Raw genomic sequence first — 25,623 nt, forward strand, 5'->3', positions numbered from 1 at the left:
GATAAAGGCCGACGACGATGAAATTCTCCCAGTTCTTTATTCAGCGCCCGATCTTCGCAGCGGTGTTGTCGCTGCTGATCCTGATCGCGGGCGCCATCTCGCTGTTCCAGTTACCCATCAGCGAATACCCCGAAGTCGTGCCGCCCACTGTGGTGGTCAAAGCCAACTTCCCCGGCGCGAACCCCAAGGTCATCGGTGAAACCGTCGCCGCACCGCTGGAGCAGGCGATCACCGGCGTCGAGAACATGCTGTACATGTCCTCGCAATCCACAGCGGACGGCAAGCTGACCCTGACCATCACCTTTGCGCTGGGCACCGACCTGGACAACGCGCAGGTGCAGGTGCAGAACCGCGTGACCCGCACCGAGCCGAAACTCCCGGAAGAGGTGACCCGCATCGGCATCACGGTGGACAAGGCATCCCCGGAGCTGACGTTGTTGGTGCACCTGACGTCGCCGGACAAACGCTACGACATGCTGTACCTGTCCAACTACGCGACGCTGAACGTCAAGGACGAACTGGCGCGGTTGAACGGGGTAGGGGATGCGCAGGTATGGGGTCTCGGCGAGTATTCGCTGCGGGTCTGGCTGGACCCGAACAAGACCGCCTCGCGCAACCTGACCGCCACCGACGTGGTCAACGCAATTCGTGAGCAGAACCGTCAGGTCGCGGCCGGACAACTGGGCGCGCCGCCGTCGCCGAGCGCCACCAGCTTTCAGATGTCGATCAACACCCAAGGCCGTCTGGTCACCGAGGAAGAGTTCGAGAACGTGGTGATCCGCGCCGGTGCCAATGGCGAAATCACACGCCTGAAAGACATCGCCCGGGTCGAGCTAGGCTCCAGTGCCTACGCGCTGCGTTCCCGCTTGAATAACGAACAGGCAGTGGCAATGCCGATCTTCCAGCGCCCCGGTTCCAACGCCATCGACGTGTCGAATCAGGTTCGCGCGAAGATGGCTGAGCTGAAGAAAAGTTTCCCCGAAGGCATGGACTACAGCATCGTCTATGACCCGACGATCTTCGTGCGCAGCTCCATCGAAGCGGTGGTGCACACCCTGTTCGAAGCGCTGATTCTGGTCGTGCTGGTGGTGATCCTGTTTCTGCAAACCTGGCGCGCCTCGATCATTCCGCTGGTGGCCGTGCCGGTGTCGCTGATCGGCACCTTCGCCGTGATGCACACCTTCGGCTTCTCGCTCAATGCGCTGTCGCTGTTCGGGCTGGTCCTCGCCATTGGCATCGTGGTGGACGACGCCATCGTGGTGGTGGAGAACGTCGAGCGAAACATCGAACTCGGTCTGGACCCAGTGTCTGCGACCAAAAAGGCCATGGGCGAAGTGACCGGCCCGATCATCGCCACGGCGTTGGTGCTGTGCGCGGTGTTCGTCCCGGCAGCGTTCATTTCCGGCCTGACGGGGCAGTTCTACAAGCAGTTCGCGCTGACCATCGCCATCTCGACGGTGATCTCGGCTTTCAACTCTTTGACCCTGTCGCCTGCGTTGGCCGCCGTGTTGCTCAAAAGCCACGACGCGCCGAAGGACCGCTTCTCGCGGGTGCTGGACTCGCTGTTCGGCTGGCTGTTCCGGCCATTCAACCGGGTCTTCGAAAAGGCCAGCCACGGCTACGTCGGCACCGTCAAACGCGTGGTGCGCCTGAGTGGCGTCGCGCTGGTGGTGTATGCAGGGCTGATCGCGCTGACCTACCTCGGTTTTTCCACGACGCCGACCGGTTTCGTGCCGACCCAGGACAAGAAATACCTGGTGACCTTCGCCCAGCTGCCGGACGCCGCGAGCCTTGATCGCACCGAAGACGTGATTAAGCGCATGGGCGACATCGCCATGAAGGAACCAGGCTTCGACAGCGCGGTGGCGTTCCCCGGCCTGTCGATCAACGGTTTCACCAACAGCCCCAACAACGGCGTGGTGTTCATCGGCCTGAGCGCCTTCGACGAGCGTAAAGACGCAAGCATGTCCGCGGGCGCCATCGCCGGCTCCCTGAACCACAAATTCGCCGGGATCCAGGAAGCCTACACGGCCGTGTTCCCACCGCCGCCAGTCATGGGCCTCGGCACGATTGGCGGGTTCCGCCTGCAAATCGAAGACCGGGGCAACCTGGGCTACGAAGAACTCTACAAAGAGACGATGAACATCATCGGCAAGAGCCGCAGCATCCCGGAACTGGCCAACCTGTTCACCAGCTACACCGTGAACGTGCCCCAAGTGGACGCCGCCATTGACCGGGAAAAAGCCAAGACCCATGGCGTGGCGATCAGCGACATTTTCGACACGCTGCAGGTGTACCTCGGTTCGCTGTACGCCAACGACTTCAACCGCTTTGGCCGCACCTATCAGGTCAACGTTCAGGGCGAACAACAATTCCGTCAGGACCCTGAGCAAATTGGCCAGCTGAAGGTGCGCAATGACAAGGGCGAGATGATCCCGCTGGCGACCTTCGTCAAGGTCAGCGACGTGTCCGGCCCGGACCGCGTGATGCACTACAACGGCTTTATCACCGCCGAAATCAACGGCGGCCCCGCACCGGGTTACAGCTCGGGCCAGGCCCAGGCTGCGATGGAAAAACTGTTGGCCGAGGAACTGCCCCACGGCATGACCTACGAGTGGACGGACCTGACTTATCAGCAAATCCTCTCGGGCAACACCGCGCTGTTCGTCTTCCCGCTCTGCGTGCTGCTGGCGTTCCTTGTGCTGGCCGCTCAATACGAAAGCTGGAGCCTGCCGCTGGCGGTCATCCTGATCGTGCCCATGACGCTGCTGTCGGCCATCGCCGGGGTGATCATCGCCGGGAGCGACAACAACATCTTCACCCAGATCGGTTTGATCGTACTGGTGGGGCTGGCGTGTAAAAACGCGATCCTCATCGTCGAGTTCGCCAAGGACAAACAGGATGAAGGGCTGTCGCCGCTGGACGCGGTGCTGGAAGCCTGCCGCATGCGTCTGCGGCCGATTCTGATGACCTCGTTCGCGTTCATCATGGGCGTTATTCCGCTGGTGACCTCCACGGGCGCGGGTTCGGAAATGCGCCATGCCATGGGCGTTGCGGTGTTCTCCGGCATGCTCGGCGTGACCTTCTTCGGGCTGCTGCTGACCCCGGTGTTCTTCGTCCTGATTCGTAACTTCGTCGAGCGCGGCAAAGCGCGCAAGGCGGCCCGGTCTCATGCCGTGCGCTCGCTGAAACCAGAGGCCCATTGATGAAAACCTTGAAACTGTTCATGCCGAGCCTGTTGGTGCTGGCTTTGGCAGCCTGTGCGGTCGGCCCGGATTACAAGACGCCTGAAACGGCGGCGGCCAACGTGACGTCTGCGCAAGTCGGCCAGTACGACCGCAGCCATTTCGAAAGCGTCTGGTGGCAGCAATTCGACGACCCGACCCTTAATCAACTGGTCAGTCGTTCGCTGCAAGGTAACCGGGATTTGCGCGTGGCCTTTGCCCGCTGGAAATCGGCCCGAGCAATTCGCGACGACATCAGCAATGACGCGCTGCCGGTGGTCACCAGCCATGCCAGCAGCGACCTCGGCCGGGCGCAAGTGCCGGGCCAGACCGAGCACCGCGTCAACATCGAGCGTTACGATCTGGGCCTGGACATGGCCTGGGAAATCGACCTGTTCGGGCGCATCCAGCGCGAACTGGAAGCCAGCACGGCGCAACAGGACGCGGCGCTGGCCGATCTCGAACAGCTGAAAGTCAGCATGATCGCCGAACTGGCCGACGCCTACGGGCAATTGCGAGGCGCGCAGCTGCGTGAGCGCATCGCCCGGGACAATCTGAAAAACCAGCAGGATTCCCGAGGCGTGACGGCGCAGTTGCGAGACGAAGGCCTGGGCAACGAAATCGATGTGGTCCGCGCCGACGCACGACTGGCGGCAGTGGAAGCGACGATTCCCGCGTTGCAGGCCGAACAAGTGCATCAGCGCAATCGCATCGCGACCTTGCTGGGCGAACGGCCTGATCAGTTGAGCGTCGACTTGCAGCCGAAAGACCTGCCCGCCATCTCGAAGAACCTGCCCATTGGCGACCCTGCTCAACTGCTGCAACGGCGCAGTGATGTGCGCAGCGCCGAGCGGCAACTGGCGGCGGCCACGGCCAACGTTGGGGTGGCCACGGCGGATCTGTTTCCACGGGTCAGCTTGAGCGGCTTCCTCGGGTTCACGGCTGCTCGGGGTTCGCAGATCGGCTCATCGGCGGCACAAGCGTGGGGACTGGGACCGCAGATCAGTTGGGCGGCGTTCGACCTGGGCAGCGTTCGGGCGCGCCTGCGCGGGGCCAAGGCCAACGCGGAGGGCGCAATGGCCACCTATGAGCAGACCGTATTGCTCGCGCTGGAAGAGTCGGACAACGCCTTCAGCGATTACAGCAAGCGCCAGCAGCGGTTGCTGTCACTGGTCCGTCAAAGCGACTCCAGCCGCAAGGCCGCAGACCTCGCCGCGATTCAATACCGCGAAGGCACCGCCGATTACCTGGTGCTGCTCGACGCGCAACGCGAACGGCTGACGGCCGAAGACGCACAGGCCCAGGGCGAAACCGACCAATACCGGGGCATCGTGGCGATCTACAAGGCACTGGGCGGCGGTTGGGATGCCACCGAGAGTCCTCAGGTGGCGCAGAAATAACGTTGGGCACGGCCTGTGTGTTCTCCCCATCAACCCTGTAGGAGACGTCAGAGGTAACGGCGTCCTCCTCGGGATTTTTGCCGCCCACAAAAAAGCCCTGTCACGTGGACAGGGCTTTGGATCACGCTGGGCAGTTTAGAACACGACGCCCTGACTGCGCAGGTAATCGTCGTACGTGCCGCTGAAGTCGGTCACGCCGTTCGGGCTCAGCTCGATGATGCGCGTGGCCAGGGAGGACACGAACTCGCGGTCGTGGCTGACGAACACCAACGTGCCCGGGTAGTTCTCCAGCGCCAGGTTGAGCGCTTCGATGGATTCCATGTCCAGGTGGTTGGTCGGTTCGTCCATCACCAGTACGTTCGGCTTTTGCAGGATCAGCTTGCCGAACAGCATGCGCCCTTGCTCACCACCGGAGATGACCTTGACCGACTTGAGGATCTCGTCGTTGGAGAACAGCATCCGGCCCAGGGTGCCACGGATGATCTGCTCGCCCGACGTCCACTGACCCATCCAGTCGAACAGGCTGACATCGTCTTCGAAGTCATGGGCGTGGTCCTGCGCGTAGTAGCCCAACTCAGCACTTTCAGTCCACTTCACCGAACCGGCGTCCGGGGTCAGCTCACCCATCAGCGTGCGCAGTAGGGTGGTCTTGCCGATACCGTTCGGACCGATGATCGCGACGCGCTCGCCGGCTTCGACGGTGAAGCTGAAGTTCTTGAACAGCGTCTTGCCGTCGAAGCCCTTGGACATGTGCTCGATGGTCACGGCCTGACGGTGCAGCTTTTTGGTCTGCTCGAAACGGATGAACGGGCTGACTCGGCTCGACGGCTTGACCTCGGCCAGCTGGATCTTGTCGATCTGCTTGGCGCGGGAGGTGGCCTGCTTGGCTTTCGAGGCGTTGGCCGAGAAGCGGCTGACGAAGGTCTGCAATTCGGCGATCTGGGCTTTCTTCTTGGCGTTGTCCGACAGCAACTGCTCGCGGGACTGGGTCGCCGCGGTCATGTACTCGTCGTAGTTGCCCGGGAACAGACGCAGCTCACCGTAATCCAGGTCAGCCATGTGGGTGCACACGCTGTTCAGGAAGTGACGGTCGTGGGAAATGATGATCATGGTGCTGTTACGCGCCGTCAGAATCGTTTCCAGCCAGCGGATCGTGTTGATGTCCAAGTGGTTGGTGGGTTCGTCGAGCAACAGCACTTCAGGATTGGAGAACAGCGCCTGCGCCAGCAACACCCGCAGTTTCCAGCCCGGCGCGACTTCGGTCATCGGGCCGAAGTGCTGCTCCAGCGGAATGCCCAGACCCAACAGCAACTCACCGGCACGGGATTCGGCGGTGTAGCCATCCATCTCGGCGAACTCGGTTTCCAGCTCGGCCACAGCCATGCCGTCCTCTTCGCTCATTTCCGGCAGCGAATAAATGCGGTCGCGCTCGGCCTTGACCTTCCACAGCTCCTCGTGACCCATGATCACGGTGTCGATGACCGTGAATTCTTCATAGGCAAACTGATCCTGACGCAATTTACCCAGACGCACGTTCGGCTCAAGCATCACCTGACCGCCCGACGGGTCCAGATCGCCACCGAGGATCTTCATGAACGTGGATTTGCCACAGCCGTTGGCGCCGATGAGGCCATAGCGATTGCCGTTGTTGAATTTGACCGAAACGTTCTCGAACAGCGGCTTGGCGCCGAACTGCATCGTGATGTTAGCTGTGGAAATCAAAGCGTTTACCTATCAAGGAGTTACAGGTTGCTGGTTTGGGTCTTGGACCAGAGTTCGACCCATGCCGGTCGTTCCCGTCACGCGCTGATCACGGAGGGAGTCGACTCAACACGCATACGTAAACAGCAACGTCTGCGCAGGTGGGCAGAGCTGCTGGGAAATTGAACGCGGGATTCAGACCGGAATTGGCGCGCATTGTCGCATAAGTCGGACGACAGTTGTATGGCGGTCTGCCCCGAAGCTGCGGCGTGTTGGCGCAGTTTTCCGGGAGAGCTTGGACCACTCGTCCATTCCTTCTGGCGATATCCCCGTCATTTTCTACCCTTGCCCCCTCAATCACATCGATCAAGGGGAAGCCAGGATGACTTCATCAGTCCAACGAACCGATTGGTACGGTACTGCCAAGAGTGATTCGATCACGGGCGGCAGCAGTAACAACTTGCTGTTCGGCAATGCAGGCAATGACGTGCTGACGGCGGGCGAGGGCGTCAGCGTGCTGGTCGGCGGCGAGGGGCAGGACCGTTTGGTGGCCGGCAGCCAAAGCGATACGTTTCGGTACGTCACCGAAAGCGACAGCTACGTCGACAGCACGGGTGGCCACAGTGACCTGATCGTGGGCTTCGATCCCGCGCATGACATGCTCGACCTGACGACGTTGGGGCTGGACGGCATCGGGCAGGGGTACGGCGGAAAAGTCGACGTGGTTTACAACGAGACCCTCGACCGCACTTACCTGAGAAGCTATGAACGCCCGTTCATTCCCGGCGAGGACCTCAAGTATTTTCAGGTGGCGCTGCAAGGCGACTACCGCACGAGCCTGACCAACGCCAATTTCTGGAACCTCGAAGCCCGCGATCGTTTTGACGACACCTTGACCGGCACTGACGCGGGGCGGGAGACCCTGTTCGGTGACATAGGGCGCGACACCCTCAATGGTGCGGGCGGCGATGACCGCATCGACGGCGGGGAAGACGGCGACACGCTGACCGGCGGCAGCGGCGCGGACATCTTCTTTTTTGCCCATGCAGAGGACAGCTACCGCGTCGATGGCACCGATGTGCGCAATCGCGATGTCGTCACTGACTTCAACGCCGCCGACGGTGATCTGGTCGACTTGTCGCTGCTGGGGTTTAGCGGTCTGGGCGACGGCCATCACGGTACCTTGAAGCTCAGCGTCAACGCGGCAGGGAATCAGACCTCACTTCGCTCGTTGGACGTTGATGCGCAGGGGCGCAGCTTCGAAATCCTGTTCAAGGGTGACGTCCGTGAGGGCTTGAGCCACGGCAGTGTGATTTTCGCGACCAATGACACGGGCACCGTCATCGAAAACAAGGTCGAGCTGGTCGGCGTAGCGCCTGTGGCTGTAGACGTCGTTTGAGGCAGGCGGCCATTTATCGAGGGGTTGGATCAGGTGTGGGCCTTGAGTGTCTGCACGACCGACGTCCTTGCTGACGGCGTCCCATGTCAGGTCGTCGGTCGAGCGGCAGCCTTCTCGGGCGAGCTGTTCGGCCCGTTCGCTGGAGGTCGCCGGGTCGATCCATTCCCGTGCATGCTCCGGTGTCAACACGACAGGGCGTCTGTCGTGCAAGGCCATCATGCCTGGATCGCTGGCGGTGGTAAGGATCACGAAACCGTTGTGTTCATCGGCGTTCGGGCCTTTTTCGACGTCCGCCAGACCGGCAAAGAACAGCGGCGCCGAGTTTTTCAGCCGGATGAAAAAGGGCTGTCTGGTTTTCGGGTCTTGTGCATCTTTCGCCCATTCGAACCAGCCATTGGCGGGCACCAGCACGCGCCGTTTCGGCCACAGTGTATTGAAGAATGTACCCTCCAAAACCGTTTCGATCCGGGCATTGAACGGATCGGGCCGTTTGCCTTTGGCCCACGACGGCGACCAGCCCCAGCGCACCTTGTCCACCCTCAGCCCGTCATTGGTGGCCCGAATGATTTCGACCCGGCTGGTCGGCGCAACGTTGTAGCGTTCGATGGGCCAGAGGTCGTAGCCATTGATCACCGACTGCGTGGGCGCCAGCTCCTTGAGGTAGTGATCCATCGACTCGTAAATCGAATATCGCCCGCACATGTGTCACCCGTCGAAATGTTGTGTCGTGAGATTGACCAAAAGCCCGGTCACGGCGTTAACTGTATATGCATACAGTTATTCAAACAAGGCACACATCATGAGTCTTACCGTTCTGGGTCCGTTGAAGGCTGGCGGCGAACGCTTGCCCTATTTTTCTTCCCACGCCGCTGCGGGATTCCCGTCGCCTGCGGCCGATCACATTGAAAAACACCTGTCGCTGGACGAGCTGTTCGACATCCGTGCGCCCCACGTCTATCTGGTCAGGATCGAAGGTGACAGCATGCAGGGTGCCGGGATTTTCTGCGGCGACCTGGTGATCGTCGACCGAAGCCTTTACGCCGAGCACGGTGACATCGTGGTGGCGTCGCTCAATACCGAAGCCGTGTGCAAGCGCCTGCACATGCGCGGGGCGGACGTCATGTTGAAGTCGGAAAACCCGAGTTATGCACCTCGCCGCGTGCTGGAAAGCGATGACCTGATGATCTGGGGTGTCGTCAAGCACAGCATTCGTGCCCATGGCAAAGCCTGAGCCGGTTTTCGCGCTGATCGACTGCAACAGCTTTTACGCCAGCTGCGAGCGGGTGTTTCGCACCGATCTGGCCAATACGCCGATTGTGGTGCTGTCGAACAACGACGGCTGTGTGATCGCGCGCAGTTACGACGCCAAACCGTTCGTGCAGATGGCTGCGCCGTATTTCAAGATCCGGGACGAACTGCGGCGTCACGGGGTGGTGGCATTCAGCAGCAATTACGCGCTGTACGGCGACATGAGCGAGCGGGTGATGACCATCATCGAATCGAAGGTGCCCGCCCTTGAGGTGTACAGCATCGACGAGGCGTTCGCAGACCTGACCGGCATCCCCGGCGACCTGACGGCATTTGGCCGTGAGATTCGCGAGGTGATCCTCAAACGCACCAGCCTACCGGTGGGTATCGGGATCGCGCGCACCAAGACGCTGGCCAAACTGGCGAATCATGTGGCCAAGAAGCGTGTGGGGCGCAATGAAGGTGTGTTCGACATGTGCGACCCGTTGTTGAGGGACAAGGTGCTGCGCAATAGCGATGTCGGCGAGGTCTGGGGCATCGGCAAGCGAATGAAGGCACATTTGAACGCGATGGGCATCAAGACGGCCATGGATCTGGCGCGGGCCGATTACTGGGTGCTGCGACAGAAGTTCAGCGTGGTGATCGAAAAGACTGCCCGGGAGCTGGCTGGAACGTCATGCCTGGCGCTGGAAGACACCGAAGCGCCCCGGCAGGAAATCTGCTGCAGCCGCATGTTCGGTGACCGGGTCACCGACATCGAGTCGATCCAGCAGGCCGTGGCCGCTTACACCCAGCGAGCGGCGGAAAAGCTGCGTGCCCAGAACTCCTTGTGCAAGAAGATTCGGGTCAGCATCCGCACGGGCTTGTTCAACCCCGAAGAGGTTCGCTACGCCAATGCCGCGCTGGTGGAATTGCCCTATCCCACCAATGATGTGCGTCTGATGAGCAAGGCGGCGACCGAAGCGGTCAATCGCCTGTTTCGGCCAGGGTATCGCTACAGCAAGGCCGAAGTGTTGCTGATGGACCTGCGTCAGCCGGGGGAATTTACCGACGATCTGTTCGCCGCCTCGCAACCGCCAACCGCGACCAAGGTGATGGAAGTGCTGGATGCCATCAACGGCCGATGGGGCAGGGGCACGTTGCGCTGCGCCAGTGTTCCGCAGGACCCGGGGTGGGCCATGCGGCGGGAAATGATGAGTCAGAGCTACACGACCAAGCTCGATGAGTTGTGGAAAGTCGGGAATAAGGCTGAACTAAAAACTGACTGTTAAGTCAGGATGTTCGCCGATTCTTTCTTTACGAGGGCTCATCCATGCGTACTTACACGGTTCAATATGTTTTCAACGACGAGGCCCGGACCCATCGGTTCGAACTCAAGCAGGCGCATTTGCCGGTCCATGAAGCCGCGATGCATCTGCTTCAACTGCATTTCGGCGACGCTGAAAACAGCCTGATCATGCCTAACGGCGAGGCGTCGCCTGACGAGATTGTCGGGCAGGCTGCACGCGTAGGGTTGAGGAACATCTACGTCGTTGACGGGGCGGACTGATTCACGGTGTCACCAGCGTGTACATTTGAAATACAACGTCACACCCGACACAATCGCGCCCCAATCCGGCTCGTGGGGGGCCGGTCGTGCGGACGGAGCAGGCCGACGTTGAACGAACAGACATTGTCCGAGCGCCTTGAGCGCGTGGCGGCGCATGTGCCGACAGGCGCGCGGCTGGCTGATATCGGCTCGGACCATGCTTATCTGCCGGTGGCGCTGATGCGTCGTGGCCTGATCCAATTCGCCGTAGCGGGTGAGGTGGCGTTGACGCCGTTTCAGGCCGCGACGCGTACGGTGCGTGAAAACGATTTCGGCGAACGGATCATCGTGCGCCGTGCCGATGGCCTGCAGGCTATCGAAGCCCACGACCGGATTACTGCTGTCAGCCTGTGCGGCATAGGCGGGGAGACGATTCGCGACATTCTGGCGAGTGGACAGTCGCGATTGACCGGTGAAGAGCGTCTGATCCTGCAACCCAACGGTGGCGAGCAACCCCTGCGTCGATGGTTGATGGAGCACGACTACCGGATTCTCAGCGAAGAGGTGTTGCGGGAGAACCGGTTCGACTACGAAATCATCGTGGCGGAACGGAGTGGCCCGGTGGCGTATCGCGAGGAAGAACTGTTCTTCGGTCCCTTGCTGATGCAGGCCCGTAGCGCCGCGTTTCTGGCTAAATGGGAGCGCCTTCTTCGTCTCAAACAGCGGACATTACTCAACCTTGCCCGGGCGAGACAGGCCTTACCCGCTGAAACGGTGCAGGAGTTTCAGCGTCAGGTGACGTGGATCACGGCGCTGCTCGCGGGTTCGTCGTAGGTCCATTCAGCCACGAAGTGTAGGAAAAGGGAGTTGCACTGGACGGCGGTAGAATAGAAGATTTTTTTATCCGCTCGCTTGACTTCTCTTTTTCAATCAGTAAGATAGCTCGCATTCCGCGATAGCTCAGTTGGTAGAGCAAGTGACTGTTAATCACTGGGTCCCTGGTTCGAGTCCAGGTCGTGGAGCCATACGAAACATTGAAAAAGGCCAGCGCATCGCTGGCCTTTTTTGTGTGTGCGGGTTTTGTGTCGCGAAAACGGAAAAGCGACGAACTGCGCGCAACATTTCAGGAAGGCGGCCGATACGGTCACAGGCAAATCAAGGAGAGAAACCCATGCCCTTCAACGATCAACGCGTCGCCAAGGCGCTTGAAATCTTTATCCATCGCAACGAGAAACTGCAGCGTGAGCTGGCGAGCCTGAGTCAGCATCCGGGCGGGCTGTATGTGGAAGAGCGCCGTCAGCAGCACGCGCAGACCGCGTATCTGAACGCAGTCGAAGACCACGGCACCAACCCTTATGACTTTGCGCTTCGATTCCTGGCCCGGTCGCCGGCGGAATTGGAGGCGATGCGAGAAGAGCGCCGACATGAGTTGCGCCAGCAAACCCAGACGCTGAATGCCTGAAAGGCGCTCGCCCATGAATCACTGCCTTGACGGGCATCAGCCGGCAGGGCGGGGATCCTGCCGGGTCAATACCACGCCTGACCGGGACAGTTGATCCAGAAACGCGTCGGCCTCCCACAGCAACTCCGGCAGCAGGACGCCCGCTGTCGGAAGCGGGCGCCCACTCTGACCCGACGCGGGGGAAAGCAGCAACGCGACACACAGCCCGGTCAGCGATGCCAGGCCTTCTTCGAATGATAGGGTCGAGCGGGCATGCAGCGCTTGGCCCGTCTTTTCGCCTTCCACGTCGACCACGATTTCAGCCCCGGGGCGGCCGCCGCCAAGCCGGCTCGACGAGGCGCCTGTCGCCAGGTCGAAGCGAATGTCCGGCGCGCCGGTAAGGGCGTAAAGGCTGGCGGTGTCGAAGGTCGAGAACGCCTTGGCGTCCAGTGTTCGCCCATCGATGGTCCGAAACGTCCCGTCGGTGGCCTCGTTGATCAGCCAGGTGCGGCGCCCGTTGGCGATGGCCAGCGCGGCGGGGGCGGTGTCGTGAACGCGCTCCATGTCTTCCAGCGCGGTGGGGCCTGCGAGGTCTTGATCATCGATGATCGAACCGAGCCGGATCGAGGTCACGGTGTCGAAGTGCCGCGCGGCGTCTATCGCCAGAAATGTGGCCGCGCCGCCGAGCCAGTGGCTGGCAAAGATGATCGGCGCCTGGCTTGGGTGGTGGGCGAAAAAAGCCAGCTCGGGGGCGACTTCCACCACACCATTGACGATTGTGAGGTACGGAACGCCCTGTCCTTGCGCGAGTTTCAGGCCGTGAAGCCCGTCATCCGGTGCCAGCATCACTACCGCGCTGACACGTTGCCCTTGCGCCAAGCCAAGGCCCGATGTCGCTGAATCGACCACCACAGGCTGTGCGCCGCCCACAAGCGTCGCGACTTCGGCGGCGGTTACGGGGTTACGGCCGCCGATCAACAGCGGGAGCTCAGGACGCCGTTCGCGCAACCAGCGAGCAGTCTGGCGGCCGACGACGCCGGAACCGCCGACGAGAAGAATGGGATCGAGTGACATGGTCATGACTCCTTCCGAAGCCTTGTGGCTCGGTCAGGGGCACGATTGCCAGCGGAGACTAGAGAATCGCATCGCTCAGGAAAGCTTTGACGATGGATTTCACCGAGGGATTGACCTTCAAAGCGTTGAGCTGCTTGGCGGTGAACCACTTGCAATCGGCAATTTCGTTTTTGGGTGTCGGGGTGGCCATAAAGGTCACCGAGACCTCGAACACGTGATGCAACACGCTTCCACCTTCGAAACGGCTGACGTAGGAGAGTTCATTGAGAATGAGCCCGGTTTCTTCGCGCAACTCACGCACGGCAGCCTGAGCCGGGGATTCATTGGCTTCGACCTTGCCACCGGGCAGCGTCCAGCGGGCGTTGGGTTTGCGCACGTACAGGATCTGATCTTCCCGTCGGCAAATGACTGTGGCGCGTTCTTTCATTGGCTGTTCCTCCACCGCACAACCGGTGAGATGCGTCCCATGGACGCTTGGTCACGTGGTTGTCATAAAAGCTTCATATACAGCTTCGAAGCACTTACGGTGCCAATGTTCCCCTGATCTGTCAGGCGGGTAGGGGCGGGTCCGTCCTGGATGCTGTTGAGCGTAGCTAAACGCCGCGGAGTTAAAGCTGCAATCCCGTTACGTTTTTATTGCCCTCACCTTATTCAAGCGCGCGGCGTGATTGTGCGTCTTCAGTGCACGGTTGTGGCGCGGGCGTGCACGCACGTGGGGCCTCCATACACAGCGCTTGGGGTGATCGGTAGCGCGCAAGGCTACGTCGCCTCTCTTTCTCCGCTTCGACGTGACCTGCTAGCCCTTTGATATTTGGTGCTTTTTTCCCACTGGGATTTCACCAGGGTTCTGTGGCACACTTTCTGCTGTTCATTCCGTTGTTACATACACAGTTCCGGTATAGCGGAATTAATACTTTCTCGACGGAGTTCATCACATGCATCGCGGACCTTCTTTTCTGAAAGCTTGTGCATTCGTTCTGGCAGCGACGGCGACACTGGCGACCACCGCGCAAGCGGCGGACAGCAAGCTCGACAGCGTGCTGCAACGTGGCCATCTGGTCGTCGGCACCGGCAGCACCAATGCCCCGTGGCACTTCCAGGGCGCGGACGGCAAATTGCAGGGGTTTGACATCGACATTGCGCGCATCGTCGCCAAAGGTCTGTTCAATGACCCGAGCAAAGTCGAGTTCGTGGTGCAGTCTTCCGATGCGCGGATTCCCAACCTGCTTACCGACAAAGTGGACATGAGCTGCCAGTTCATCACCGTCACCGCCAGCCGTGCGCAGCAGGTGGCGTTCACCCTGCCGTACTACCGCGAAGGCGTGGCGCTGCTGCTGCCGGCCAACAGCAAGTACAAGGAAATCGACGACCTGAAAGCCGCTGGCGATGGCGTGACCGTGGCCGTGCTGCAGAACGTGTACGCCGAGGAACTGGTGCACCAGGCGCTGCCCAAAGCGAAGGTCGACCAATACGACAGCGTTGACCTGATGTACCAGGCCATCAACTCCGGTCGCGCCGACACCGCGGCCACCGACCAGTCTTCGGTCAAATACCTGATGGTGCAGAACCCCGGCCGGTATCGCTCGCCAGCCTTCGCCTGGAGCCCGCAGACCTACGCCTGTGCCGTCAAACGCGGCGATCAGGACTGGCTGAACTTCGTCAACACCGCATTGCATGAAGCTATGACCGGCGTGGAATTCCCGGCGTATTCGGAATCCTTCAAAAAATGGTTCGGCGTCGATCTGCCGACACCTCAGATCGGTTTCCCGATGGAATACAAGTAAACGCAACCCGCAATTGACGGGGCAGGGAAGGCCGTGGCGCCTTCCCGTCCCAGGTACTCCTGACCATGAATTATCAGTTGAATTTTGCGGCAGTCTGGCGGGATTTCCCCAGTCTGCTGGCGGGACTGGGTCTGGGCCTTGAGCTGGCCCTGATCTCCATCGCCATCGGCTGTGTGATTGGCCTGATGGCGGCGTTTGCGATGTTGTCGAAATACCGCGCGCTGCGGGTGGTGTCGTCGGTGTACGTCACGGTGATCCGCAACACGCCGATTCTGGTGTTGATCCTGCTGATCTACTTCGCGTTGCCAAGCCTGGGGATTCGCCTGGACAAGATCCCTTCGTTCATCGTCACCCTGTCGCTGTACGCCGGGGCGTACCTGACCGAAGTGTTTCGTGCCGGGTTGCTAAGCATTCATAAAGGCCAGCGCGAAGCGGGATTGGCGATTGGGCTGGGCGAATGGCAGGTGAGGGCGTACATCATCGTGCCGGTAATGCTGCGCAACGTGCTGCCGGCGCTGTCGAACAACTTCATTTCGCTGTTCAAGGACACCTCGCTGGCAGCCGCCATCGCTGTGCCGGAACTGACCTATTACGCGCGCAAGATCAACGTCGAGAGCTACCGGGTGATCGAAACCTGGATGGTGACCACGGCGTTGTATGTCGCGGCCTGTTACCTCATCGCCATGCTCTTGCGCTACCTCGAACAGCGCTTGGCGATTCGCCGCTAGGAGGCCGACATGTACGAACAACCGACCTGGCTGCATGAACTGTGGATCGCCCGCGAACCCTTGTGGAACGGCTTTCTGACCAGCGTGCAGTGCGCGGGCCTTGCCATCATCTGCGGCACCGTGATTGGCGTGTTTGCCGGTCTGATCCTGACCTACGGCAAATGGTGGGCACGCTTGCCGTTTCGCCCCTATGTCGACCTGATTCGCGGCACGCCGGTCTTCGTGCTGGTGCTGGCCTGCTTTTATATGGCACCGGCCATGGGCTGGCAGATCACCGCCTTCAACGCCGGGGCACTGGGCCTGACGCTGTTCTGCGGCTCCCACGTCGCGGAAATCGTGCGCGGCGCGCTTCAGGCGATTCCTCGCGGGCAACTGGAAGCGGGCAAGGCCATTGGCCTGACGTTCAGCCAGTCCCTGAGCTACGTGCTGCTGCCTCAGGCCCTGCGCCAGATCCTGCCGACCTGGGTCAACTCGTCCACCGAAATCGTCAAGGCCTCGACGTTGCTGTCGGTGATTGGCGTGGCGGAGCTGCTGCTTAGCACGCAACAGGTGATCGCCCGCAACTTCATGACCCTTGAGTTTTACCTGTTCGCCGGATTCCTTTTCTTCGTCATCAACTACGCCATCGAGCTTCTCGGGCGGCAAATCGAAAAACGGGTGGCCTTGCCATGACACAGACTCAAACCGCGACCGCCGCCCCGGCTCTGCTGAGCATCGAAGGGCTGCACAAATCCTACGGCCCCGTCGAAGTGCTCAAGGGCGTGGACCTGAAAATGAACAAGGGCAACGTGGTGACCCTGATCGGCTCCAGCGGCTCGGGCAAGACCACGCTGCTGCGTTGCGTGAACCTGCTGGAAGAGTTTCAGGGCGGGCACATTCGCCTTGAAGGCCAGGACATCGGCTACAGCGACGTGAACGGCAAGCGCGTGCGCCACCCTGAAAAAGTCATCGCCCAGCACCGTGCCATTACCGGTATGGCGTTCCAGCAATTCAACCTTTTTCCGCACCTCACGGCGTTGCAGAACGTCACCCTGGGCCTGCTGAAAGTGAAGAAGCTGCCCAAGGATCAGGCCGTTGCGCTGGCCGAAAAATGGCTGGAGCGGGTGGGGTTGCTGGAGCGTCGCAATCACTATCCGGGGCAATTGTCCGGCGGTCAGCAACAGCGTGTGGCCATCGCCCGCGCCATCGCCATGAACCCGAGCCTGATGCTGTTCGACGAAGTGACCTCGGCGCTGGACCCTGAACTGGTCGGCGAAGTGCTCAGCGTGATCAAGGGCCTGGCCGAGGAGGGCATGACCATGCTGCTCGTGACTCACGAAATGCGCTTCGCCTATGAAGTGTCCGACCAGCTCGTTTTCATGAATCAGGGCCGCATCGAGGAACAAGGCCCTCCCAAAGCCCTGTTCGAGCAGCCGAAATCGGCGCGTCTGGCAGAATTCCTCAAGAACATCCGTTTTTAAACGCTCAACCGAAGGAGAAATTTCATGAGCATTACTCGTTACGGCGCAGGCAGCACCGCAGGTGGCGGCCAGCCACGTCCTTTCGCCCGCGCTGTAGAGGCTGATGGCTGGCTGCACGTGTCCGGCCAGGTGCCCGCCGAGAATGGCGAAATCATCAATGGCGGCATCGTTGAGCAGACCCACAAGACGATGCAGAACCTGGTGGCGATTCTGGAAGAGGCCGGCTACGGCCTGGAAGACGTGGTGCGCGTCGGCGTGTGGCTGGAAGACCCACGGGATTTCTGGAGCTTCAACAAGGTGTTCGGCGAATACTTCAAACCCGAACACGCCCCGGCTCGCGCGTGCGTACAGGCCAACATGATGGTCGACTGCAAGGTCGAGATCGACTGCATCGCCTACAAGAAAAAGCAGCTATAAGCGGTGAGCTTCAAGTGGCAAGCTGATCGCGTCGTTGCGCCGCTTGCAGCTCGGAGCTTGCAGCTAGAAACTGGCGCCTCTTTTTACAGGCGTGCGGTGTGCTGTGCACCCCCGCCGCTCAGCTCGGAACTGCTCTTATGACCGAAGACACCATCAAACGCCGGGCCCGTGGTCTGGACCGGGCGTTCGATATTCTCGATTTCCTCAAGGAAACGGGCACGCCCCTGCGTCCGAATGAAATTGCCAGCGGCATCGGCAGCCCGAAATCGACGGTCTACGAGTTGGTCGCGTCCCTGCTGGAGCGGCGGATTCTGGAAAACGTGGGCAAGGACGGCCACGTCTATCTGGGGCGTCAGCTGTACTTTCTCGGGCAGGCGCATTTACGGCATTTCGACTTCACCCGCGAGGCCGAAACCAGCCTGGGCGAGATCGTTGACCAGACCCGTGAAACCGCGCAGATGTGCCTGCTCAACGGCCGCAAATACACGGTCGCACTGATGAAAGAGGGCGCCCGGCATTTCCGCATTTCCTCGGACATCGGCGAAGACGCGCCCATCCCGTGGACCGCCTCGGGCCGTCTGCTGCTGGGCCACCTGAGCGATCAGGCGATCACCGACCTGATCGACCCGGAGGATTTCATCCTGCCGGACGGCACGCGACTGCCGCTGGAGACCTTCCTCGCGGAGATCCGCAAGGCTCATGCAGAAGGCTTCTTTTCCTTCAACAGCATCGCCGACACGTTTACCCATTGCTTCGCCGCGCCGGTCAAGGACAAGCAGGGCATTTGCATCGCCACGCTGTGCATCGTCGCGCCACGGGCCGACGCGACCGCGCATTACGACGACTACCGACGCGTGCTGATCGACAGCGCAAACGGCCTGGCCCGCCGGGTCAACGACTGACGGTTCGTCCTTTCACACCAACAAGAATTCCGGAGAACAGACATGACCACTGCCACCATAAACAAGGACGCCGTCGTCGAGAAAGGCGCCGCCAACCCGGGCGACCAGCTGGTTCGCGACGTCAGCCTGCCCGCGCTGGTCATCCACGATAAAGCGCTGGAACACAACCTGCGCTGGATGCAGAGATTCGTCAGTGACAGCGGCGCCGAGCTGGCCCCCCACGGCAAGACCAGCATGGTTCCCGCGCTGTTTCAGCGTCAGCTGCAGCACGGTGCCTGGGGCATGACGCTGGCCACCGCCACCCAGACCCGCGCAGCCTACGCCCACGGCGTGCGCCGGGTGCTGATGGCCAACCAACTGGTGGGCGCGCCGAACATGGCGATCATCGCAGAGATGCTCAGCGACTCGATGTTCGATTTCCATTGCATGGTCGATCATCCGGACAACGTCAAAGCCCTCGGCGAGTTCTTTGCTGCCAGAGGCCTGCACCTCAACGTGATGATTGAATACGGCGTGGTCGGCGGCCGTTGCGGGTGCCGCAGTGAAGAAGAAGTCATGGCCTTGGCCGACGCGATTGCCGCGCAACCGGCACTGAAACTCACTGGCATTGAAGGCTACGAGGGCGTGATTCATGGCGACAAGGCCATCGCCGGTATTCGCGCATTTGCCGCATCGCTGGTGCGTCTGGCCGTGACCCTGCAAGACAAAGGTGCGTTCGCGCTGGATCGCCCAATCGTCACCGCTTCGGGCTCGGCCTGGTACGACCTGATCGCCGAAGAGTTCGACAAACAGCAGGTGCGCGACCGCTTCATCGCTGTTTTGCGCCCTGGCAGCTACGTGGTGCACGACCACGGCATTTATAAAGAAGCCCAATGCTGCGTGCTGGACCGTCGCCACGACCTGAGCGAAGGCCTGCAACCGGCCCTGGAAGTCTGGGCCCACGTGCAATCGATGCCGGAGCCGGGGTTTGCCGTGATTGCGCTGGGCAAGCGTGACGTGGCGTTCGACGCCGGCATGCCCAACCCGATCAAACGCTACACACCGGGCGTGGTGCCCGCGCAGGGCGATGACGTCAGTGCCTGCAAGGTCACTGCCGTGATGGACCAGCACGCGTTCATGACCGTCGCGCCGGGCGTCGAGCTGAAGATCGGCGACATCATTTCCTTCGGCACTTCGCACCCTTGCCTGACCTTCGACAAGTGGCGCACCGGCTGTCTGGTGGGCGACGACTTGAGCGTCATCGAAACCTTCGAAACCTTTTTCTGACGGGAGCCTGTGATGAGCGAACTGGTCAGCCACAGTCATCCCCGTGTCGCCTTGATTGGCGAATGCATGATCGAGCTGCAACAGCACGCCGACGGTGCGCTCAAGCAGAGCTTCGGCGGCGACACCTTGAACACGGCGGTGTATCTGTCGCGCCTGTTGGGTTCGGCGGCGCAGGTGGATTACGTCACGGCACTGGGCGATGACAGCTTCAGCGACGCCATGTGCGGCATCTGGGCGGACGAAGGCATCGGCTTGAGCCGGGTCCAGCGTCTGCCGGGCCGCTTGCCGGGGTTGTATTGCATTCAGACCGACGCCAACGGCGAGCGGCGTTTCCTGTACTGGCGCAACGAAGCGGCGGTGCGCGAATGCTTCACCACGCCATCGGCCGACCCGATTCTGGAAGCGCTGCCGGAATACGACGTGCTGTATTTCAGTGGCATCACCCTGGCGGTGCTGGGGGAGGTGGGCAGGGCGCGGCTGCTGTCGAGCCTCGGCGATGCCCGTGATCGCGGCGCGCGGGTGGTGTTCGACAACAACTACCGCCCACGGCTGTGGCGCAGCGTGGATCAGGCGCGACAGGCGTATCGGGCTGTGATGCACGAAGTGGACGTTGCCTTGCTCACTGAGGACGACGAACAGGCACTGTTCGGTTACACCGACAGCGAGCAGATCATGGACGCCTATCGCGGACTGGGCGTGGCCGAAGTGGTGATCAAGCGGGGTGCGCAAAGCTGCCTGGTGCGCGCGGGCGAGCGGCGTTATGAGGTTCCGGCGCATGCGGTGCGGAAGGTCGTGGACACCACGGCGGCGGGGGATTCATTCAGCGCGGCGTACCTGGCGAAACGCTTGCGTGGCGGCAGCCCGGAAGAGGCAGCGGACGCCGGGCATCGCTTGGCGGGGCTGGTGATTCAGCATCCGGGGGCGGTGATTCCACGGAGTGTGATGCCGGTCTGAATCACCTACACGATCCCCTGTAGGAGTGAGCTTGCTCGCGATAGCGTTTTACCCGACACATCTGCGGCATCTGCCATGGCGCAATCGCGAGCAAGCTCACTCCTACAGACTCATGGCGTGAACGTCACCTTAATCCCGATAAAACACCTGCACCAGGTGATAGCCGAACTTGCTCTTCACCGGCCCGTGCACCGTGCGCAGCGGCTTTTTGAAAATAACCTGGTCGATTGCACCGACCATCTGCCCCGGCCGAACCTCTCCCAGATCCCCGCCGCGCTTGCCTGACGGGCAGGTGGAATATTTCTTCGCCAGCACGTCGAAGGCTTCACCCTTGGCGATGCGCTGCTTCAACTGTTCGGCCTCTTCGGCCGTCTTGACCAGAATATGGCGGGCTTGAGCCTTCATGCGGAATGAACCCCTCGATAAAAAAGCCGCGCATTATGCCTTTGTCACAGAATTTCAGGTAATTTCCTTCACTTGGTCGGACGAGCGTTGCGCGGCCTTCAAGCGAACGTTGGTACGGGTCGATGGTCGCACTTAATGTCGACCTGCGGTCTTCTTAAACCTTTATGTGCGGTGTGATTTATGGATTTTCCGGCGTTGTTGAAGGTTTTGGCCACCCAGGATGGATCGGATCTCTACCTGTCTACCGGTGCGCCGCCCTGCGCGAAATTCAATGGCGTCCTCAAGCCATTGGGCACTGAGGCGTTCAAACCCGGCGACGTCGCGCTGATTGCCGACGGGATCATGGACGCCGAGCAGCGTCTGGACTTCGAGCGCGAGCTGGAGATGAACCTGGCGTTCTCCTTGTCAGGCGTCGGACGGTTCCGGATCAACATCTTCAAACAGCGCAACGAAGTCTCCATCGTGGCGCGGAACATCAAGCTCGACATCCCGAAATTCGAAGACCTGCACCTGCCACCGATCCTGCTCGACGTGGTCATGGAAAAGCACGGGCTGGTGCTGTTCGTCGGGGCCACGGGCTCGGGCAAATCCACCTCACTGGCCGCGCTGATCGACCACCGCAACCGGCACGCCAGCGGGCACATCATCACCATTGAAGACCCGGTGGAGTTCATCCACAAACACAAGCGCTCGATCATCAATCAGCGGGAAGTCGGGGTCGACACCCGCAGCTTTCACGCCGCATTGAAGAACACCTTGCGTCAGGCGCCAGACGTGATCCTGATCGGCGAAATCCGCGACCGGGAAACCATGGAGCATGCGCTGGCGTTTGCCGACACCGGGCATTTGGCGATTTCGACCCTGCACGCCAACAACGCCAACCAGGCGCTGGACCGCATCATCAACTTCTTCCCCGAAGAGCGCCGCCCGCAGTTGCTTCATGACCTGGGCAACAACCTCAAGGCGTTCGTTTCCCAGCGGCTGGTCAAGACCACGGATGGCAAGCGTCGAGCGGCTGTGGAAGTGATGCTCGGCACGTCAACCATCCGCGATCTCATCCACCGCAACGAACTGACCGAACTCAAAGGGATCATGGAAAAATCCGTGAACCTGGGGATGCAGACCTTTGATAACGCGCTGTTCGACCTGGCGGTGGAGGGGGCGATCACCGAAGAAGAGGCGCTGAAAAATGCTGACTCGGCGAACAACGTGCGTTTGCGCCTGAAACTGCACGCCGAGGGCGATGCGAATACGATCTCGACGCCTCCGCCGCCTCCACAGCCCGCCGCGAAAGCAAACGTCAAGGATTGGGGGCTGGTGGATGAGCGGGATGAGCCGGGCGCCTGAAGTCCCGGTGTGAGCGTCGAACACATTTTGCATGACTGTTACGATCTCTGTGGGAGCGAATTTATTCGCGAAAGCGGTACATCCGACGCAGTTGTGTCGCCTGCCGATCCTTTCGCGAATGAATTCGCTCCCATAGTGTGACCCACTCGCACGTCGTTACCGCGCCAACCAGCCCCCATCAATATTCCACGCCGCGCCACGCACCTGCGCACCCGCTTCGCTGCACAGGAACAGTGCCAATTCGCCCAGTTGAGACGGGGTAACGAACTCCAGCGACGGCTGCTTCTCCGCCAGCAGGTCATGCTTGGCCTGTTCGATGTCGCCCGTTTCCGCGCCGCGATCATCGATCTGCTTCTGCACCAGCGGGGTCAACACCCAGCCCGGACAAATGGCATTGCACGTCACATTACTGGTCGCCGTCTCCAACCCCACCACTTTGGTCAGCCCGATCACGCCGTGCTTCGCCGCGACGTACGCCGCCTTGCCGGTCGAACCCACCAGCCCGTGTACCGAGGCAATGTTGACGATCCGGCCCCAGTTCTTGGCGCGCATACCGGGCAGGCACAAACGGGTGCTGTGGAACACCGACGACAGGTTGATCGCAATGATCTTGTCCCAGCTCTCGACCGGGAAATCCTCCACCGCATCGACGTGCTGAATCCCGGCGTTGTTCACCAAAATGTCCACGCCGCCAAACTCACGCTCGGCATAGGCGATCATGTCGGCGATCTGCGCCACGTCGCTGACGTCCGCCGGGTGATGGCCGACCTTGCCGCCGAACTGTTTGACCTGCTCGATCACGGCCGAGGCGTCACCAAAGCCGTTCAGCACCAGATTGGCGCCCGCTTTCGCCAGGGTCAGGGCGATGCCCAGGCCGATGCCGCTGGTGGAGCCGGTGACCAGTGCGGTTTTGCCGTGCAGACTCATGTTGTATTCCTCATACGATGCCGGTTGCATAGAAAGTAGCGATCACCACGAAAACCGCCAGGGTCTTGATGAGGGTGATCTTGAAAATGTCCTTGTACGCCTCGCGGTGCGTCAGGCCGGTGACGGCCAGCAGGGTGATGACGGCGCCGTTGTGGGGCAGGGTGTCCATGCCGCCGCTGGCCATCGCCGCCACCCGGTGCAGCACTTCCAACGGGATGTTGGCCGCGTGGGCAGCAGCGATGAAACTGTCTGACATCGCCGCCAGCGCAATGCTCATGCCGCCCGAAGCCGAGCCGGTGATCCCCGCCAGCAGGGTGACGGTGATCGCCTCGTTGACCAGCGGGTTGGGGATCGACTTGAGGCCGTCTGCCAACACCAGAAAGCCCGGCAGCGAAGCGATGACTGCGCCAAAGCCGTATTCCGACGCGGTGTTCATCGCCGCCAGCAACGCGCCGCTGACCGCGCCCTTGCTTCCCTCCGCCAGCTTCGATTTCACCGCGCGGAACGCGAACAGCAACACGAAAACGATCCCTACCAGCAACGCGGCTTCCACGGCCCAGATGGCGGTGATCTTGGAGATTTCCGTTTGCACCGGCGTGGCCATGCCTGGCAGCGAGAGGGTGTGGGTTTTGCCGTACCACTGGGGAATCCAGTGGGTGAACAGCAGGTTCATGACCCCGACCAACAGCAGTGGCGCGAGGGCGATCCACGGGTTGGGCAGTTGAATGTCAGCAGGCGTTTCCGGTTCGTTGCGCAGTTCAGTGCCGTAGCCTTCACCCGCGCGTTGCGCCTTGTTGCGCTGGCGTTGCAGGAACAGCATGCCCGTGCAGAACACGAACACCGTGCCGATCAGCCCCAGCCACGGCGCCGCCCATGCAGTGGTGTTGAAGAAGGTCGAGGGGATGATGTTCTGGATCTGCGGCGTGCCGGGCAGGGCGTCCATGGTGAACGAAAACGCGCCCAGTGCGATGGTGGCGGGAATCAGCCGTTTCGGGATGTCGCTCTGGCGGAACATCTCGGCGGCGAACGGGTAGACCGCGAACACCACGACGAACAGCGACACGCCGCCATACGTGAGCAGGGCGCAGACCAGCACGATGACCAGCATCGCCTGGCGCGTACCCAGCAGCTTGATCGCAGCCGCGACGATGGAGCGCGAGAAACCGGACAGCTCGATCAGCTTGCCGAACACGGCGCCAAGCAGGAACACGGGGAAGTAGAGTTTGACGAAGCCCACCATCTTGTCCATGAACACACCCGTGAAGGCGGGAGCCACGGCTGACGGATCGGTGAGCAACACCGCACCGAGGGCGGCGATGGGGGCGAAAAGAATGACGCTGTAACCACGGTAGGCCGCGAGCATCAACAGCGCGAGCGCTGCCAAGGCGATGATCACACTCATTGAGTGTCTCCTGTTGTTTTTGTTATCGATGCGGTCGAGCCGCTTGGCAGGAGGTATAGCGATTAACGTGCCATATGCATAACTGGTTGAATTGTATGGCTTTAATTATTTTCAATGCGGTGTCGGGTGTTTGCGTGTCTCGTTATTGAGACATTGGGAAGCCGTACGGGCCCCTCCGCCGGCGAGGTGTGCTCAGAAGTCCCGAGGCGATTGCCATATTTTTGAACATCGCAAGATTCTGTAGGAGCGAATTCATTCGCGAATGGCCAGTGCAGGCGCTGAAAATGTGTCGTCTGGAATACCGTTTCGCGAATGAATTCGCTCCCACAGGAGATGTGTGGTGCGGCGAGCTAAGCAATGCAGCCATCGACGTCCTCGTTCAGAGACAGCCTGTCTCGTTACTGAGACTCGGCAATCCCCAATGCCGCCATCTTCTTGTACAACGTCGAGCGCCCCAACCCCAATTGCCGGGCGGCGAGGATCACGTTCCCCCGACATTGCGCCAGTTTGGCCTGGATCAATTCCCGGTCGAACCGCTGCCGTGCGTCGTTGTAGGTTTCGTTGAGGACCGGCTCCGTCCGCCGCTGCGAGGCGGCAGGGGTATGAGGAACAACCGTGCCAATGGCCACGCGAATGTCGTCGGCAGTCAATTGCGTGTCATCACTGAGCAGCGCCGCCCGTTCCAGCACGTTGCGCAATTCGCGGATGTTTCCTGGCCATGCATGATGGCCGAGCATTGTCATCGCTCCGGGCTCCAGCTCGTGCTGGCTGTGTAACTCTTCGAGAATCGCTTCGGTCAGCGCGGGCATGTCATCCAGCCGGTCGCGCAAGGGCGGAACTTCAATCGGCAGCACGCTCAGGCGGTAATACAGGTCGGCGCGAAATTCCCCGCGCTTGATCGCCGCCTCAAGATCGATGGACGTTGCCGCAATCAGCCGGATGTCGGTCTTGATCATCTCGTTGGAGCCGACCGGTTCGTACTCCTTTTCCTGCAACACCCGCAGCAATTTGCTTTG

General features: G+C 60.9%; 24 protein-coding genes, 1 tRNA gene and 1 pseudogene. 18 read left to right on the forward strand and 8 right to left on the reverse strand.

The features are described from left to right. Positions 1–17 precede the first annotated feature (17 nt). Positions 18–3,206, forward strand: a complete 3,189-nt coding sequence (locus GVN17_RS28665; protein WP_166598644.1) for an efflux RND transporter permease subunit — start codon at positions 18–20, stop codon at positions 3,204–3,206. Next, complete coding sequence (locus GVN17_RS28670) at positions 3,206–4,624, forward strand: efflux transporter outer membrane subunit (protein WP_166598645.1); 1,419 nt, start codon at positions 3,206–3,208, stop codon at positions 4,622–4,624. Before GVN17_RS28665 ends, GVN17_RS28670 begins: the two co-directional genes overlap by 1 nt. A gap of 135 nt (positions 4,625–4,759) precedes the next feature. On the opposite strand, the gene GVN17_RS28675 is transcribed toward GVN17_RS28670, so the two are convergent. Continuing rightward, complete coding sequence (locus GVN17_RS28675) at positions 4,760–6,346, reverse strand: ABC-F family ATPase (protein WP_166598646.1); 1,587 nt, start codon at positions 6,344–6,346, stop codon at positions 4,760–4,762. Between the two features lie 361 nt (positions 6,347–6,707). Between GVN17_RS28675 and GVN17_RS28680 the strand changes: the two genes are divergently transcribed. After that, positions 6,708–7,724, forward strand: coding sequence for a hypothetical protein (locus GVN17_RS28680; protein ID WP_166598647.1), 1,017 nt, complete (start codon positions 6,708–6,710; stop codon positions 7,722–7,724). 15 nt (positions 7,725–7,739) lie between these two features. Here GVN17_RS28680 and GVN17_RS28685 read toward each other — a convergent pair. Continuing rightward, positions 7,740–8,426 (reverse strand): annotated as a pseudogene (locus GVN17_RS28685) (SOS response-associated peptidase); the annotation flags it as partial. A 97-nt stretch (positions 8,427–8,523) separates the two neighbouring features. On the opposite strand from GVN17_RS28685, the gene GVN17_RS28690 reads away from it, so the two are divergent. From GVN17_RS28690 to GVN17_RS28715, 6 genes are all read left to right on the forward strand, one after another. Continuing rightward, positions 8,524–8,955, forward strand: coding sequence for a LexA family transcriptional regulator (locus GVN17_RS28690; protein ID WP_166598648.1), 432 nt, complete (start codon positions 8,524–8,526; stop codon positions 8,953–8,955). Then, on the forward strand, positions 8,942–10,243 hold the full coding sequence (umuC, locus tag GVN17_RS28695; protein ID WP_166598649.1) for a translesion error-prone DNA polymerase V subunit UmuC: 1,302 nt from the start codon (positions 8,942–8,944) through the stop codon (positions 10,241–10,243). The genes GVN17_RS28690 and umuC overlap by 14 nt, the downstream gene beginning before the upstream one ends. A 41-nt stretch (positions 10,244–10,284) precedes the next feature. Further along, a complete protein-coding gene (locus tag GVN17_RS28700) occupies positions 10,285–10,521 on the forward strand; it encodes a hypothetical protein (protein WP_166598650.1) in 237 nt (78 codons plus the stop codon). 108 nt (positions 10,522–10,629) lie between these two features. Continuing rightward, complete coding sequence (locus GVN17_RS28705; protein ID WP_166598651.1) at positions 10,630–11,334, forward strand: tRNA (adenine(22)-N(1))-methyltransferase TrmK; 705 nt, start codon at positions 10,630–10,632, stop codon at positions 11,332–11,334. 115 nt (positions 11,335–11,449) lie between these two features. Beyond that, positions 11,450–11,525 (forward strand) — tRNA-Asn (locus GVN17_RS28710). Positions 11,526–11,671: 146 nt separating this feature from the next. Next, positions 11,672–11,962, forward strand: a complete 291-nt coding sequence (locus tag GVN17_RS28715; RefSeq protein ID WP_166598652.1) for a DUF6388 family protein — start codon at positions 11,672–11,674, stop codon at positions 11,960–11,962. A 36-nt stretch (positions 11,963–11,998) separates the two neighbouring features. On the opposite strand, the gene GVN17_RS28720 is transcribed toward GVN17_RS28715, so the two are convergent. Together GVN17_RS28720 and GVN17_RS28725 are read right to left on the reverse strand one after the other, a co-directional pair. After that, the gene (locus GVN17_RS28720) at positions 11,999–13,015 is read right to left on the reverse strand and encodes a hypothetical protein (protein ID WP_166598653.1); all 1,017 of its coding nucleotides are present in this window, start codon (positions 13,013–13,015) and stop codon (positions 11,999–12,001) included. Between the two features lie 58 nt (positions 13,016–13,073). After that, positions 13,074–13,442: an NUDIX hydrolase gene (locus GVN17_RS28725; protein ID WP_166598654.1), complete on the reverse strand. Its 369-nt coding sequence runs from the start codon at positions 13,440–13,442 to the stop codon at positions 13,074–13,076. A 508-nt stretch (positions 13,443–13,950) separates the two neighbouring features. Between GVN17_RS28725 and GVN17_RS28730 the strand changes: the two genes are divergently transcribed. From GVN17_RS28730 to GVN17_RS28765, 8 genes are all read left to right on the forward strand, one after another. After that, positions 13,951–14,799 carry a transporter substrate-binding domain-containing protein gene (locus GVN17_RS28730; protein WP_166598655.1) on the forward strand — a complete coding sequence of 283 codons (849 nt, stop codon included), beginning with the start codon at positions 13,951–13,953 and terminating at the stop codon, positions 14,797–14,799. Between the two features lie 65 nt (positions 14,800–14,864). Further along, positions 14,865–15,527: an amino acid ABC transporter permease gene (locus GVN17_RS28735; protein ID WP_166598656.1), complete on the forward strand. Its 663-nt coding sequence runs from the start codon at positions 14,865–14,867 to the stop codon at positions 15,525–15,527. 9 nt (positions 15,528–15,536) lie between these two features. Continuing rightward, positions 15,537–16,199, forward strand: a complete 663-nt coding sequence (locus GVN17_RS28740; RefSeq protein ID WP_166598657.1) for an amino acid ABC transporter permease — start codon at positions 15,537–15,539, stop codon at positions 16,197–16,199. After that, a complete protein-coding gene (locus GVN17_RS28745; RefSeq protein WP_166598658.1) occupies positions 16,196–16,987 on the forward strand; it encodes an amino acid ABC transporter ATP-binding protein in 792 nt (263 codons plus the stop codon). Before GVN17_RS28740 ends, GVN17_RS28745 begins: the two co-directional genes overlap by 4 nt. 24 nt (positions 16,988–17,011) lie before the next feature. Next, the gene (locus GVN17_RS28750; RefSeq protein ID WP_166598659.1) at positions 17,012–17,404 is read left to right on the forward strand and encodes a RidA family protein; all 393 of its coding nucleotides are present in this window, start codon (positions 17,012–17,014) and stop codon (positions 17,402–17,404) included. Positions 17,405–17,541: 137 nt separating this feature from the next. Further along, a complete protein-coding gene (locus tag GVN17_RS28755; RefSeq protein ID WP_166598660.1) occupies positions 17,542–18,306 on the forward strand; it encodes an IclR family transcriptional regulator in 765 nt (254 codons plus the stop codon). Positions 18,307–18,348: 42 nt separating this feature from the next. Beyond that, a complete protein-coding gene (locus tag GVN17_RS28760; protein WP_166598661.1) occupies positions 18,349–19,572 on the forward strand; it encodes an amino acid deaminase in 1,224 nt (407 codons plus the stop codon). Between the two features lie 12 nt (positions 19,573–19,584). After that, positions 19,585–20,526, forward strand: coding sequence for a sugar kinase (locus tag GVN17_RS28765; protein ID WP_166598662.1), 942 nt, complete (start codon positions 19,585–19,587; stop codon positions 20,524–20,526). Positions 20,527–20,655: 129 nt separating this feature from the next. Here the strand turns inward: GVN17_RS28765 and GVN17_RS28770 are convergent, their stop codons facing one another. Continuing rightward, positions 20,656–20,931 (reverse strand): peptidylprolyl isomerase, encoded by a 276-nt coding sequence (locus tag GVN17_RS28770; protein WP_037009819.1) that lies wholly within the window; start codon positions 20,929–20,931, stop codon positions 20,656–20,658. 180 nt (positions 20,932–21,111) lie between these two features. Between GVN17_RS28770 and GVN17_RS28775 the strand changes: the two genes are divergently transcribed. After that, positions 21,112–22,278, forward strand: a complete 1,167-nt coding sequence (locus tag GVN17_RS28775) for a PilT/PilU family type 4a pilus ATPase (RefSeq protein ID WP_166598663.1) — start codon at positions 21,112–21,114, stop codon at positions 22,276–22,278. A 156-nt stretch (positions 22,279–22,434) separates the two neighbouring features. On the opposite strand, the gene GVN17_RS28780 is transcribed toward GVN17_RS28775, so the two are convergent. The 3 genes from GVN17_RS28780 to GVN17_RS28790 form a co-directional block, all read right to left on the reverse strand. Then, entirely contained in the window at positions 22,435–23,205 is a 771-nt protein-coding gene (locus GVN17_RS28780) for a 3-hydroxybutyrate dehydrogenase (protein ID WP_166598664.1), read from the reverse strand. A gap of 10 nt (positions 23,206–23,215) precedes the next feature. Next, on the reverse strand, positions 23,216–24,607 hold the full coding sequence (locus GVN17_RS28785; protein ID WP_166598665.1) for a GntP family permease: 1,392 nt from the start codon (positions 24,605–24,607) through the stop codon (positions 23,216–23,218). A 398-nt stretch (positions 24,608–25,005) separates the two neighbouring features. Then, on the reverse strand, positions 25,006–25,623 hold a 618-nt coding region (locus GVN17_RS28790; RefSeq protein WP_166598666.1), incomplete at its 5' end, for a sigma 54-interacting transcriptional regulator.

Origin of the sequence: Pseudomonas sp. SLFW (assembly GCF_009905615.1) — a bacterium.
Taxonomy (GTDB): Bacteria; Pseudomonadota; Gammaproteobacteria; order Pseudomonadales; family Pseudomonadaceae; genus Aquipseudomonas; species Aquipseudomonas bambusae.

Excerpts from the sequence above, each read along its gene's own strand:
- GVN17_RS28715 (WP_166598652.1), top strand. The coding sequence starts at position 11,672 with ATGCCCTTCAACGATCAACGCGTCGCCAAGGCGCTTGAAATCTTTATC.
- umuC (WP_166598649.1), top strand. The coding sequence starts at position 8,942 with ATGGCAAAGCCTGAGCCGGTTTTCGCGCTGATCGACTGCAACAGCTTT.
- GVN17_RS28735 (WP_166598656.1), top strand. The coding sequence starts at position 14,865 with ATGAATTATCAGTTGAATTTTGCGGCAGTCTGGCGGGATTTCCCCAGT.
- GVN17_RS28760 (WP_166598661.1), top strand. The coding sequence starts at position 18,349 with ATGACCACTGCCACCATAAACAAGGACGCCGTCGTCGAGAAAGGCGCC.
- GVN17_RS28670 (WP_166598645.1), top strand. The coding sequence starts at position 3,206 with ATGAAAACCTTGAAACTGTTCATGCCGAGCCTGTTGGTGCTGGCTTTG.
- GVN17_RS28755 (WP_166598660.1), top strand. The coding sequence starts at position 17,542 with ATGACCGAAGACACCATCAAACGCCGGGCCCGTGGTCTGGACCGGGCG.
- GVN17_RS28720 (WP_166598653.1), bottom strand. The coding sequence starts at position 13,015 with ATGTCACTCGATCCCATTCTTCTCGTCGGCGGTTCCGGCGTCGTCGGC.
- GVN17_RS28700 (WP_166598650.1), top strand. The coding sequence starts at position 10,285 with ATGCGTACTTACACGGTTCAATATGTTTTCAACGACGAGGCCCGGACC.
- GVN17_RS28765 (WP_166598662.1), top strand. The coding sequence starts at position 19,585 with ATGAGCGAACTGGTCAGCCACAGTCATCCCCGTGTCGCCTTGATTGGC.
- GVN17_RS28740 (WP_166598657.1), top strand. The coding sequence starts at position 15,537 with ATGTACGAACAACCGACCTGGCTGCATGAACTGTGGATCGCCCGCGAA.
- GVN17_RS28665 (WP_166598644.1), top strand. The coding sequence starts at position 18 with ATGAAATTCTCCCAGTTCTTTATTCAGCGCCCGATCTTCGCAGCGGTG.
- GVN17_RS28725 (WP_166598654.1), bottom strand. The coding sequence starts at position 13,442 with ATGAAAGAACGCGCCACAGTCATTTGCCGACGGGAAGATCAGATCCTG.
- GVN17_RS28780 (WP_166598664.1), bottom strand. The coding sequence starts at position 23,205 with ATGAGTCTGCACGGCAAAACCGCACTGGTCACCGGCTCCACCAGCGGC.
- GVN17_RS28770 (WP_037009819.1), bottom strand. The coding sequence starts at position 20,931 with ATGAAGGCTCAAGCCCGCCATATTCTGGTCAAGACGGCCGAAGAGGCC.
- GVN17_RS28775 (WP_166598663.1), top strand. The coding sequence starts at position 21,112 with ATGGATTTTCCGGCGTTGTTGAAGGTTTTGGCCACCCAGGATGGATCG.
- GVN17_RS28690 (WP_166598648.1), top strand. The coding sequence starts at position 8,524 with ATGAGTCTTACCGTTCTGGGTCCGTTGAAGGCTGGCGGCGAACGCTTG.
- GVN17_RS28750 (WP_166598659.1), top strand. The coding sequence starts at position 17,012 with ATGAGCATTACTCGTTACGGCGCAGGCAGCACCGCAGGTGGCGGCCAG.
- GVN17_RS28730 (WP_166598655.1), top strand. The coding sequence starts at position 13,951 with ATGCATCGCGGACCTTCTTTTCTGAAAGCTTGTGCATTCGTTCTGGCA.
- GVN17_RS28745 (WP_166598658.1), top strand. The coding sequence starts at position 16,196 with ATGACACAGACTCAAACCGCGACCGCCGCCCCGGCTCTGCTGAGCATC.
- GVN17_RS28680 (WP_166598647.1), top strand. The coding sequence starts at position 6,708 with ATGACTTCATCAGTCCAACGAACCGATTGGTACGGTACTGCCAAGAGT.
- GVN17_RS28785 (WP_166598665.1), bottom strand. The coding sequence starts at position 24,607 with ATGAGTGTGATCATCGCCTTGGCAGCGCTCGCGCTGTTGATGCTCGCG.